This window comes from Micromonospora sp. NBC_01405, from assembly GCF_045040155.1.
GTDB lineage: Bacteria > Actinomycetota > Actinomycetes > Mycobacteriales > Micromonosporaceae > Micromonospora.
Map to the genome: position 1 here is coordinate 1,616,575 of NZ_CP109532.1, position 12,196 is coordinate 1,628,770.

The window sequence follows — 12,196 nt, forward strand, 5'->3', positions numbered from 1 at the left end:
GCGGCTCCTTCCACGGTGCGGGGGCGGCGGTCGACGGTGCCGACCGGCGCAGGCGATCTTATCGGCGAACCCGGTCGAGCACCTCGTCGCGGAGCGAGATCATCCGCTCCCCGGTCGGCGCCTCGACGTTCAGCCGCAGCAGCGGCTCGGTGTTGCTGGCACGCAGGTTGAACCAGGCGCCGTCGGGGAAGCTCAGGGTGAGCCCGTCCAGCTCGTCGGCGGTCGCCTCCGGGTACGCGGCGCGCACCTCGGCCACCCTCGCCGACTGGTCGGCCACCGTAGAGTTGATCTCGCCGGACGCGACGTACCGCTCGTACTCCCGGGCCAGCTCGGACAGCGGTAGGTCCTGCTCGCCGAGCGCGGCGAGGGCGTGCATCGCGGCCAGCATGCCGGTGTCGGCGAACCAGAAGTCCCGGAAGTAGTAGTGGGCGGAGTGCTCGCCACCGAAGACGGCGTTGGTGCGGGCCATCTCGGCCTTGATGAAGGAGTGCCCGACCCGGGCCACCACCGGCTTGCCGCCGTGCTCAACGATGATCTCCGGCACCGCCCGGGAGGTGATCGGGTTGTGGATCACCGTGGACCCGGGATGCCGCGCCAACTCGCGGACCGCCACGAGGGCGGTGATCGCCGACGGGGAGACCGGCTCGCCGCGCTCGTCGACGACGAAGCAGCGGTCGGCGTCGCCGTCGAAGGCCAGCCCCAGGTCGGCGCCGTGTTCGCGGACGGCCCGCTGGAGGTCGACCAGGTTCGCCGGGTCCAGCGGGTTGGCCTCGTGGTTGGGGAACGTGCCGTCCAGCTCGAAGTAGAGCGGCACGATCTCCAGCGGCAGCGCCGGCAGCACGGCGTCGCCGAGCACGCTGGGCACCGTCCAACCGCCCATCCCGTTGCCGGCGTCGACCACGACCTTCAACGGCCGGATGCCGGAGAGATCGACCAGCCCGCGCAGGTGGGCTGCGTACTCCGGGCGCAGGTCGCGCCGCTCGGTCGGCCGGGTCGACGCCTCGGCCGGGGGCGCGGCACCGGAGTCGAGCAGCGCCTGCGCCCGGTCCCGGATCTCGGCCAGGCCGCTGTCCTGCCCGATCGGGCGGGCGGCCGAGCGGCACAACTTGATGCCGTTGTACTTGGCCGGGTTGTGGCTGGCCGTGAACATGGCACCGGGCAGGCCGAGGATGCCGGAGGCGTAGTAGAGCATGTCGGTGGAGGCGAGCCCCAGCTCGATCACCGACCGCCCCTGCGCCCGGACGCCGGCGGCGAACGCCTCGGCCAGGGCCGGACCGCTGGCCCGCATGTCGTGCGCGATCACCACCGCGTCGCCGGGCTCGTCGGCGGCGGCGAGCACCTGACCGAAGGCGACGCCGAGCGCCTCGGCCGCCCGCTCGTCCCACTCGTCCGGCACCGTACCCCGGACGTCGTACGCCTTCACGATCCGGGACAGATCAGACACGGGTTCCGCTCCTTGGCCGCAGGTCCTCAACGCACCTGAGCGTATCGGAGCGCCCCCGCCTCCCCCGCCTCAGCCGGGGAGGCGGGGCATGATCGTCGTCGCGTCGCCGCCACCGGCGGGCGCGGGCGGCCCACCCGGACCGGGCGGCAGCCCACCCGGACCGGGCGGCTCGGGCGGGCCGGGCTGCCGGGGCGGGGTGTCGCCGGCCGGGTGCGCCGTCGCACCGCCGTAGACCCCGCCGCCACTGACCGGCGGGGCGACCGGCGGGCCGGGGCGGGCGCCGTACGTCCCGCCGGACGGGGGTGCGGCCGGCCGGCCGTACACCCCGCCGGTGGGCGGCGCGGGCGGGGTCGCCGCCCCGCCTCCGGAGCGGTATGTGGTGCCGCCCGGGTTGCGCGGCAGCGGCACCGGCGGGTACTCGCCCCGGCCGGCGGCCGGCTCCTTGTCGGCCCGGGACCGGCGTACCAGCAGCACGATCAGGCCGACGCCCACCACAACCAGGCCGATGCCGAAGAGCATGAACACCGACAGACCGCCGGAGTCCTCCTCGGCGGCGACCGGGGTTGCCGAGCCGGCCCGGGCGGCGGCCGCGGCCAGGGTCGGGCCGCCGGCGTCCACCGCCTCGGTCGGCGCGACGGTCGGGCTCGGCGACGGCGTACGCGACGAGGTGGGTGACGGGCTCGGCTTCTTCCTCTCCCCGATCACCCGGGCCGCGGTGGCGTCCCGGCCGAGGGCACGGCCGAACGCGTTGGTCGCCTCACCCGTCAGCTCCAGCCGGCCGCCCGGCGTGCCCGCCCGGAACGTCACCCGGTAGCGCACCGTGAGGCTCTTGCCCTTGCACAGCGTGGGGTTCGTCGGCGTGACCTGACTCGCGGTCACCCCGCCCCCGCCGCCGGAGACCGACACCGGCCACCACCGACCGGCCATGGCCACCTGGACGGAGGCCTGGTCCGCGGCGAGGCCGTCGAGCCGCAGCCCCAACCCGGTACGGACCAGCACGCAGCCCCCGGTGCGCTTGCGCACCTCGACGTTGACCGCCCCCGGCGAGCCGCCCGGCCGGAAGCTGTCGGCCGAGCGCACCCGCACCGAGTCGCCGTCGGCCAGGGCCGGCGTCGCCCCGACGGCCACGAGGCCGCCCAGCATCACGCAGACCGCCGCGATCCGCGTCGCCCGCCGACGTACCGCCATGCTCACCTCGCCGTTCCTCCCCGGGTGGGGTCCGCTGGTCAGGTTACTACCGGGTGCGGGGCCCGGTAGTTCGTCGAGCGCCCCGCATGTGCTTTGCGTTACGGAAACCGCCCCCGCCCGCCGCGCGGGCGGGCGGCGGTCCGTCAGCAGGCGGCGGCCAGCGCCTCGCGGCAGAGTCGGTCGGCGGTGCGGGTGGTCTCCGGCAGCCGGTACCTCGGCGTCAGCGCGAGCACCCGGGCGCAGGCGTTGTCCAGGCCCATCCGGTGCCCGACGCTGACGAAGACCGGCTTCACCCCGTCCCGGGTGCGCAGCACCCGGCCGACCACCTCCCCGCCGTCGCGCAGCGGCGACCAGGCGCCACGCCGGGCCGCCGGCGGCTCCCACTCGCCGACCAGCGGCGTCTTGCCCACCCCGATCGCGGGCAGTCCGGTGACCACGCCCAGGTGGCAGGCGAGCCCGAACCGGCGCGGGTGGGCCAGCCCGTGCCCGTCGCAGACCAGCAGCTCCGGGCGGACGGTCAGCTTCTCCAGCACGTCCAGCAGCGCGGGCAGTTCCCGGAAGGCGAACAGCCCAGGGACGTAGGGGAACGCGGGCCGCCCCACGCCGACCGCCCGGTCCACCACGGCCAGCGTCCGGGCGTCCAGCACGGTGACGGCCGCCGCGAGCCGGTCGCCGCTCTCGGCGTACGCGACGTCCAGGCCGGCCACCGTCGCGGGCGCGGTGGGACCCGGCCCGACCAGGTCGGCGAGGGGTCGCATCCGGTCCTGTACGGCGAGCGCCTCGGCCTCGGTGCGCGGCGGCCGTTGAGCTCGCGCCTCGGGTCCGCGTGGCCGGTGGGTCGCCGATGGGTCAGCCATCGGGTGAGCATGGTCCGCCGTCCCTGCGGGCGCAACGGATCAGCGTCGGTGACGACACACCCGGCCGGGTCCAGCCGGGGTTTTCGCACACCTGTCGGGTAACTTCTTCTGGTCCGAAATTCCGGTTATCGACAGGAGAAGCTCCGCGCATGGGCAAGAAGACGATCCACGTCTCCGACTTCAGCGGCACCGTTCTGCGGCCGGACGACGAGGTGGTCCGCGTCGTGGTGCTGGAGCACCCCGACCTGGTCGCCGGCCCCGTGCAGCTGGACGCCACCGCGGCCGAGGTGGAGAGCATCGACGACGCCACGCTGGACGTCGCGGTGGTGGAGATCCACGACCAGCACGGCGGCGGCGAGCCCCGCCGGGTGGTGCTGACCGCCAGCGAGTTCGACGCGATGGCCACCGACGTGCCGATGGCCCAACTGCTGAAGACCGCCGAACGGGTCCGCCCGCCGAAGGTGCGCAAGGGCGCCGAGAAGCCGGACCACGGCACCATCGAGCACGCCGGCAAGCCGCACCGGGGCCGGGTCACCGAGGAGGAGGCCCGGCTGGTCCGCGAGCAGCTCGACGAGGTCAACAAGCGGCTCGCCGACGCCGGCATCCGCCAGGTCGACCCGGCCGATCCCGAGCACGCGCTCCGGTACGGCTTCCCCGCCGCCGCACCTGTCTCCCCGGTGCCGCCCACGGCCTCCTGACGCCCCCGTCGCCGCCCGGCGGTCGCCGGGCGGCGGCGCGAAGGCCCTTCCCGCCGGAGGCGCGGGAGGCCCTTCTATTCCTGTGCGGCGGCGAGGGCCTCGGCGACGGTGGCCTCCGTGGCGGCCTTCTCCACCCCGAGCCCGGTGAGCACGCCGGCACCGTTCTCCACCTCCAGCAGGCCGAGCAGGACGTGCTCGGTGCCGACGTGCCGGTGACCGAGCCGCAGCGCCTCCCGCACGGTGAGTTCGAGCGCCTTCTTGGCCCCGGGGTCGAAGGGGATCAGGGCGGGCAGCGTGTCGGTCGGCGCCGGCAGGGCCGCGGTCGCGGCCTCCCGCAACCGCTCCAGCGGTACGCCCTGGGCGACGACCGCCCGCGCGGCGAGGCCGTCGGGCTCGCCGAGCAGCCCGAGCACCAGGTGTTCGGGGCGGATCTCGGCGTTCCCGGCGGCGCGGGCCACCTCCTGGGCGGCGACCACGACATTGCGGGCCCGGGGGGTGAAGTTGTCGAACCCGCGGGCAGGGTTCAGGGCCGACGGCTCGGTGGACGCCTTGGGCACGAACCTCTTCTGCGCGGCCTGCTTGCTCACCCCCATGCTGCGGCCGATCTCCGTCCAGGACGCGCCGGAGCGGCGGGCCTGGTCGACGAAGTGGCCGATCAGGTGGTCGGCGAGGTCGCCGAGGTGGTCGGCCACCACGACCGCCCCGGAGAGCTGGTCGAGGGTGTCGGTGTGGGCCTTCTTGATCCCCGCGATGAGGTCGTCGAGGCGGATCGAGCTGGACATCTGGGCAGGATTCGTCATGCGTCAACCATAGGTTGACGCATGCCCAGTCGTCAACCCTGAGTTGACGATTTGCCGACGTCGCGCCCGGCCCCGCCCGCCTCCCCGACCGGGCTGGTGGTGATCTCCACCCACGCCATCAGCTCATCCCGGGGGGGCGGTGCTGACGTCGAGGACGGCGAGAGCATCCTCGCCGGCCCGCCGGGCCTCGGCGACGGTCCGGCCGAGCATGACCACCCTGGCGGCCACGCTCGGCAGAGAGACCAGTTCCCCCACCTGGTCCCCCTCGGTGACGAAAACGTCCAGAGCCAGGACACCATCCCGATCCCGGGCCGCCTCGACGCCGGTGATCGCCGTCACCCGCCCCGGCCGGACGTGCTTGGTCAGCAGGATCGAGGCCGAGCGCGGCTGGGCCGGCGGGGCCACGTCCAGCGGCTCGCCGGACATCACCGCCAGGTACGCCGCGACGACGTCGTAGGAGTACGCGTATCCGATCATCATCATGATCGGGCCGCCGGCGAGGCGTCCCGCGCACTCCACCAGCCGGACCACGCCGTCTTCCAGGATCCACTCGCTGTGGATGAACCCCGTGTCGAAGTCGACTGCCGCGACCAGCCGCTCCGCCGCGGCGACCAGCTGGGCGTACTGCGCCGACGGCAGGTCCGGGTCGGTGGTCTCGGTCACCGGCACCGGATGCGCACCCGGGGCGACATCGGTGGCGGTGACGTTGCGGAAGAGCACCTCTCCCCGGAGAACCAGCAGGTTCACGTTGTACTGCCGCCCGACCATGCGCCGCTCGGCCAGGTAGGACTCCACCGCCGGGAAGCGCGTGCTGCTGTGCGCGGGCGGGGCGACCATCCGCTCCCAGCCCACCGGAACGTCGGCGGCGTCCGGGACGATCTGCACCCCGGACGAGCCCGCCCGCGCGGTCGGCTTGAGCACCAGCCCGCCGGGAACCCGCTCGGCGAAGGCCACCGCGTCGGCGGGCGAGCGGATGAGCCGCCACTGCGGGCCGGCGACGCCACCGGCCTCCGCCACCTGGCGCAGCAGGAACTTGTCGCCGAGGATCTCCGCCGACGCCGGTCCGGCGCCGGGCAGGCCGAGGCGCTGGGCCAACCGCGCCGCGAACACCACCCCCGCGTCGTCGACCGGGACGACCGCCCGGATCCGCAGGTCCGGATGCCAGAGGTGGAACAGGTCGGCTGCCATCGGGCGTCGGAAGTCCAGTTCGTACAGGTCGCACTCGGGCCAGTGGGCGGCGAGGTGGGCGCGGGCCCCCCGGGCGTACGCCACGGCCGGCTCCTCAATGATGATCACCCGCAGGTCACCGACGGCGCGGCGCAGCAACGGCAACCAACCCTGCACGTACCCGACGAGGATCAGGGCCCGCCGATCGTCCGGACTACTCACCCGGGACACTCCCTTTCGATGGTTGGGTCGCGACCCGATCGACGGCCGCCGCCAGCGATCGGACGGTCGGATTCTGGAAGAGGGTGGCCAGCCCGACGGGAGCGCCCAGAGCGCGGCTGAGCCGGGCCTCCACCTCGATCAGCCTGAGCGACGAACCACCGGCATCGAAGAAGTTGACATCCGGGCCGAGGGTGTCGCGGCCCAGGGCGGCGGCGCAGACCCGCTCGACCAGCGACACCATGGGCCCGTCGGCGCGTGCGGTGGCCGTGACGGCGATCGCGCGCAGCGCGGCGATGTCCGGCTTGCCGTTCGGGGTGAGCGGCATGGCCGCCAGAATCCGCAGGTCACCGGGGTGCATGGTGGCCGGCAGCAGGTCGGCGAGGTGCCGGCGCAATCCGTCCCCGGTCAGCTCCGGCGGCCCGGCCACGTACGCGGTGACCCCGTCGGGCCCGTCGGCGAGCAGGAGACAGTCGGTCACGTCAGGGTGCTCCCGCAGCACCGCCTCGATCTCGTCCAGCTCGACCCGGGTGCCGTTGAGGCTGACCTGCCGGTCGGCCCGGCCCCGGAACTCGATGGTGCCGTCCGGCCGGGCCATCCCGAGGTCCCCGGTCCGGTACAGCCGCACGCCCTTCTCGCCGTGCGGATCCGGCCCGAACCGGTGGGCCGTGCCGGTCGGGTCCCCCGGGTACCCGAGGGCCAGGTACGGGCTGCGGACCCGGATCTCGCCCACCACGTTGACCGGCACCGGGCGCCCGTCGTCGTCGGTGAGCAGGATCTCGGCGGTGGGCGAGGCCGGGCCGACCAGCGGTCGGTTGTCGGCGGTCTCCCGGGATCGGGGGTGGCCGTGGTCGATCGTGGCGGCCACCTGGGGGGTCTCGGTGGCACCGTAGTGCGACACCACCCGCGCCCTGGGACAGAGCCGGGCGATACCAGCGACGTCCCGAGCGTCCACCGCGCCGCCACCGAAGGCGACCAGTCGGACGTCGACCAGCCGGACGCCGGACGCCTGACCAGCCGCGACGAGCAGCCGCCCCAGGGCGGGACTCAGGTGCAGAACGGTGATCCGCCGGACGGCGAGCCAGCGGACCAGCGCGGTCGGCGACGCGGCCTCCGAGGCTGCCGGCAGGTGCACCGGCGCACCCACCGCCACCGCGACCAGCACCTCACGGAGCAGGGGGTCGTGGCCGACCCCGGCGAGCGCGGAGAACCGATCCGCCCCGGTGAGCCGGTACGCGGCCGGGTACCACTGGAGCAGGGCCGCCAGCGGGGCCGCCGAGGCGGCCACCGGCCGGGGGTGACCGGTGCTGCCGGAGGTGAACGCGAGGTAGGCCGTCCCGGCAGGCAACGATTCCGCACCGGACACCGGTGACGCTCCGGCCCGAGCCGCCGGGATGCCGGCGGCGTGGTCCGGGCGCACGACCGGACGGTCACCGGTGGCATCGACCACGACCGGGTCACCGGCGGCGGCCAGCATCCGCTCTCGGCGGGTCGGCGGCAGGGCGGCGTCGACCAGCAGGAACGTCCTGGCTCCGGCCAGCACGGCGACCAGGGCCGCGACCAGCGCCGGACTCCGGCCACCCAGCACCGCCACCGCACGCCGCCGCCCGGGGTCGACGCGGTCCAGCGCCGCCCCGAGACCGACGACGGTCGAGGCGAGCCGATCGCCGGTCACCGTCTCGCCACCGGCCAGGACCGCGGGGGCGTTCCCGGTGCGCCGCAGGGCGGCCAGGAGGGTACGCCCGAGTTCCGCCGCGGACGAGGTGACCGGCGGGTACGCCCGCCAGGGAGACCGTACCGTGCTCGGGTCGGCCCGTCCGACGTCGCCGAGCAGCCGGGCAGCGTCGCGAGGAAGGTCGGCGAGCACCCGTACGCAGTCGTCGGCCACCGCCTCGATCTGGTCGTGGTCGAACAGGTCCAGGTCGTAGACCAGCTCCAGCCCGACACCGTCCCGGTCGTCGACGAAGTACGCCGAGATGTCGAACAACGCCCCCGGCAACGGCGGGCTGAGCACCTCGACCCGGGTCCCCGGGCCGAGGTCCAGCGGCGTCGCCGGATACGACAGCAGGTTGCACCAGATCTGGAAGATCGGGTTGGCCGCGGCGATCCGGGGCGGGGCGAGTTCCCGGACCAGCTCGTCGAAGGGCACGCGCCGGTGGGCCAGGGCCGTGGCGACCTCGTCGGCCACCATGCGCAGGTTGTCCCGCACCGACCGGTTCCGGTCCACGGCCAGGCGCAGGACCAGCGAGTTGTTGAAGAAGCCCACCGAATCGGCCAGGTCCGCGTCGTCCCGGTCCGCGACCGGGGTGCCGATGACCAGGTCGTCCTGCCCGGTGTACCGGTTGAGCACCGTCGCCAGGCCCAGGGCGAGCAGGGGGAACAGCGGCACCCGGCTACGTACCGCGAGGTCGCGCAGCTCCGCAGACACCTGTCCGGGGAGCCGGTGGGCCACCCGCCCGGCCCGGAACCGGGGGGTGACCGGACGGCGGCGGGCGAACGGCAGCCGGACCGGCCCGGGCAGGTCGGCCAACTGCTTGCGCCACCAGGCGAGTTCCGACTCGACCACGGCCCGGTGCTCCGGGGAGCGGGCGGCGGCGGCGACCGCGGGGAACTGCACCGGCTCGGGGAGGTTCTCGCCCCGGTAGGCCCGGCCGATGTCGCGCTGGATCACCTCGATGGACCAGCCGTCGACCACGATGTGGTGCCCGACCAGGGCAAGGAGGCAGGTGTCCGCTCCGGTGACCAGCACCTCCGCCCGGAACAGGGGGCCGGTGTCCAGCCGGAACGGGCGGCGCACCAACTCGGCCGCCCAGTCCTCGACGGTGCTGGTGGGGTCGGCCACCACCAGGCCGCCGTCCCCCGGCGGGTCCGCGACCAGTTGGACCGGCCGGGCGGCGACCATTCCGACCCGGGTACGCAGGGCCGCGTGCCGCCCCAGCACGGTGGCGACCGCGCGGTCGAGACGATCCAGGTCGACCGGGCCACGCAGGCGCAGCAGCGCCGGGACGTGGTAGGCGGAGCAGTGCGGGTACATCTGGTGGAGCAGGAACAGTCCCTCCTGTTGGGGAGCCAGCGGCGCGCTGCGCCGGCCCCCGGTGGCCGGGCGGGCGGGGCGCGGCGGCGCGGCGGCGGCGGGCCGGACGTCCAGGACGGCGGCGAACCCGCCGACGGTGGATTCGGCCAGCACGTCTGCGACGGTGACGGCCCGTCCGGTCTCCCGGGCCGCTCGCTCGGCGACGACCATCGCGGACAGGGAGTGCCCGCCGTGCGCGGCGAACTCGCTGTCCGCGCTGAGGTCACGGGCCCCGAAGACCTCCGTCCAGAGCCGGGCGACGTAGCGTTCCCGGTCGGTCATCGGCGGCGCGGCGGGAGCGGGGTCGGCCGGGGTCGGACGGCCGGCGCGGAGCAGGGCGGAGACGGCCGCCCGGTCGGCCTTGCCGCTGGCGTTGCGCGGCAGCGCCGCCAGGACCACCAGGTCGGCGGGTACGGCGACGGCCGGCAGGACGTCGGCCAGGTCGGCGCGCCAGGCACCGGGGTCGGGTCGCCCGGTGACCACCGCCATGACAGCGCTGTCGCGGACCAGCGCCACGGCATCGGTGACCCCGGGCAGTCGGCGCAACGCGTGCTCGATGTCGCCCAACTCGATCCGCACTCCCCGGATCTTCACCTGATGGTCGCGGCGTCCGTGGTATGCCAGGTCCCCGTCGGGCAGCCGCCGCACCAGGTCGCCGGTGCGGTATGTCCGCCCGCCCGGTCCGGCGCCGGCATCCGGCACGAACGCCAGGGCGGTCGCCGCGGGCCGCCCCAGGTACCCCCAGGCCACCTGGGGGCCGGCGAGGAGCAACTCACCCAGTTCCTGGGGCCCCACCTCGCGCAGCGCCGGATCGACCACCCGGGCCCGGACGCCCGGCAGGGGCCGGCCGATCACCGGCAGGTCCGCCGCACCGACCCGGGCCACCACCGTGTCCACGGTGCACTCGGTCGGCCCGTAGACGTTGTACGCCGTCGTCCCGGCCCGCGCGGTCAGTTCCGCCCACAGTTCCTCTCCGATGGCCTCGCCGCCGACCAGGATGCGCAGGTCCCCGCACTGGTCCAGGTGCGGCAGCAGCGCCCGCAGGTGGGTGGGGGTGATGTCGAGGTCGGTGACCCGATGGGCGCGTAGCACCTCGGCGAACGCGGCCGGGTCGAGCCGCTCGGCCTCGCGGAGCAGCACCACGGTGTCCCCACGCAGCAGCCGCGACCACTGCTGGACCGAGGCGTCGAAGGACAGGCCCGCGTTCCACGCCACCACGTCGTGTCCCGGCCCGGCCGCCCCGCACGCGAGGAGCCCGCCGGCCAGCGCCAGGACCGCCCCGTGCGGCACCATCGCCCCCTTCGGACGACCGGTGGAACCGGAGGTGAACACCACGTAGGCCAGGTCGGCGGCGGTGACCTCGGGCAGCCGGGCGAGCGCGGCGGCGTCGACGGTGACCTTCCCGCGCAACGCGTCGGCCAGCTCCGGCACCACGACGTCCGGGCCGGTCGGGGTGCCCGGTTCGGTGATCAGCCGGGTGACGCCCGCCTCCGCGAGGACCGCCGCCTGGCGCCGGGCCGGATGCGCCGGGTCCACCGGAACGTACGCCGCGCCCGCCCGAAGCACCCCGAACAGGGCCACCACCATGTCGACGGAGCGGTCGAGGCGGATGCCCACCACGTCGCCCCGGCCCACCTCGTACCCGGCCAGGGCGACGGCCACCGCGTCGACCCGGCGGCCGAGTTCGGCGTACGTGAGGGCGTCGTCGGCGACGACGAGCGCCGTGCGGTCGGGGTGGGCGGCCACGGCGCGGCACAGGGCGGCGGGGATCCCGGCGGGGACGGCGTCCATCCGGCTCAGCCCGCGAAGTCCAGGCTGACCTTGCCGGTCGTGACCCGCGCCCGCATGTCGGTCACGGCCTGCGCCACGTCCCTGAACGGGTACGACCGGCCCGTCTCCATGTCGAGCTGGCCCTTCTTGATCATGCCGAACAGTCCCACCATGGTCTCCGGGAACACCTCGTGCCGGTCGGAGACCAGGTTGTACGCCGAGAAGCCGGCGATGGTGCGGGTGCCGGCCATCAGCGACTCGGGCCGGATCGGGGTGCCGGGCTCCCCCGACGCCGCGCCGAAGATCACCATCCGCCCGCACGGGGCCAGCGCGGCGAGGGCCGAGTCGAGCTGCGGACCGCCGTGCATCTCCAGAATGATGTCGACCATGCGGCCCCCGTTCGCCTCGACCAGGGCCGCGCCGATGTCGGTGGTGGTGGAGTCCACCGTCTCGTCGGCGCCCAGGGCGACGGCGTGCGCGCGCTTGTCCGGGGTGGACGCCGCGCCGATCACCCGGCGGGCCCCCCACGCCTTGGCGAGCTGCACGGCGATCGACCCGACGCCGCCGGCGGCGGCCATCACCGCGACGGTGTCCCCACGGGTGATCCGGGCCATGGTCCGCAGGATGTGCCAGGCGGTGAACCCCTGGGTGGCCATCGCGAGGGCGGCCCGGTCGGAGACGAAGTCGGGCACGTCGAGGAACTGTTCGGCGACGAACACCTCCGCCCAGGCCCCCTGCCTGGCCCGGCCCAGCATCCGGCGGCCGTCGGCGGTGGTGCCCACTGCCTCGATCCCCGGGCGGTACGGCAGCGGCGGCTTGAGGGAGTAGGTCCCCTCGACGAGGTGGACGTCGGAGAAGTTGACGCCGGCGCTGCTGACGCGGAGCAGGGTCTGGTTGCCGGCGGCGACCGGATCCGGTACGTCGTGGATCTCCAGGCCTCCGGGGCCGTGACCGGTCAACGAGATCGCGTGCAAGGTACT

At 74.9% G+C, this 12,196-nt stretch carries 8 protein-coding genes; 1 reads left to right on the top strand and 7 read right to left on the bottom strand.

What is annotated here, in order from left to right; genetic code table 11:
- Positions 1-58: 58 nt before the first annotated feature.
- The 3 genes from OG559_RS06295 to nfi form a co-directional block, all read right to left on the bottom strand.
- On the bottom strand, positions 59-1,444 hold the full coding sequence (locus OG559_RS06295; protein WP_405113361.1) for a phosphomannomutase/phosphoglucomutase: 1,386 nt from the start codon (positions 1,442-1,444) through the stop codon (positions 59-61).
- 69 nt (positions 1,445-1,513) lie between these two features.
- The gene (locus OG559_RS06300) at positions 1,514-2,632 is read right to left on the bottom strand and encodes a hypothetical protein (protein WP_405116413.1); all 1,119 of its coding nucleotides are present in this window, start codon (positions 2,630-2,632) and stop codon (positions 1,514-1,516) included.
- Positions 2,633-2,775: 143 nt separating this feature from the next.
- A complete protein-coding gene (gene nfi / locus OG559_RS06305; RefSeq protein WP_405113363.1) occupies positions 2,776-3,489 on the bottom strand; it encodes a deoxyribonuclease V in 714 nt (237 codons plus the stop codon).
- A gap of 149 nt (positions 3,490-3,638) precedes the next feature.
- Here nfi and OG559_RS06310 point away from each other — a divergent pair, with 149 nt between their 5' ends.
- Entirely contained in the window at positions 3,639-4,187 is a 549-nt protein-coding gene (locus tag OG559_RS06310) for a hypothetical protein (protein WP_405113365.1), read from the top strand.
- A gap of 74 nt (positions 4,188-4,261) precedes the next feature.
- Here OG559_RS06310 and OG559_RS06315 read toward each other — a convergent pair whose 3' ends face one another.
- The 4 genes from OG559_RS06315 to OG559_RS06330 all read right to left on the bottom strand — a co-directional run bounded on the left by OG559_RS06315 (position 4,262) and on the right by OG559_RS06330 (position 12,190).
- Positions 4,262-4,987 carry a Clp protease N-terminal domain-containing protein gene (locus OG559_RS06315; RefSeq protein ID WP_405113367.1) on the bottom strand — a complete coding sequence of 242 codons (726 nt, stop codon included), beginning with the start codon at positions 4,985-4,987 and terminating at the stop codon, positions 4,262-4,264.
- A gap of 123 nt (positions 4,988-5,110) precedes the next feature.
- Positions 5,111-6,376, bottom strand: a complete 1,266-nt coding sequence (locus tag OG559_RS06320; protein WP_405113369.1) for an ATP-grasp domain-containing protein — start codon at positions 6,374-6,376, stop codon at positions 5,111-5,113.
- Positions 6,369-11,237: an amino acid adenylation domain-containing protein gene (locus tag OG559_RS06325; RefSeq protein WP_405113371.1), complete on the bottom strand. Its 4,869-nt coding sequence runs from the start codon at positions 11,235-11,237 to the stop codon at positions 6,369-6,371. The genes OG559_RS06320 and OG559_RS06325 overlap by 8 nt, the downstream gene beginning before the upstream one ends.
- A 5-nt stretch (positions 11,238-11,242) precedes the next feature.
- Positions 11,243-12,190, bottom strand: coding sequence for a zinc-binding alcohol dehydrogenase family protein (locus tag OG559_RS06330; protein ID WP_405113373.1), 948 nt, complete (start codon positions 12,188-12,190; stop codon positions 11,243-11,245).
- Positions 12,191-12,196: the final 6 nt, after the last annotated feature.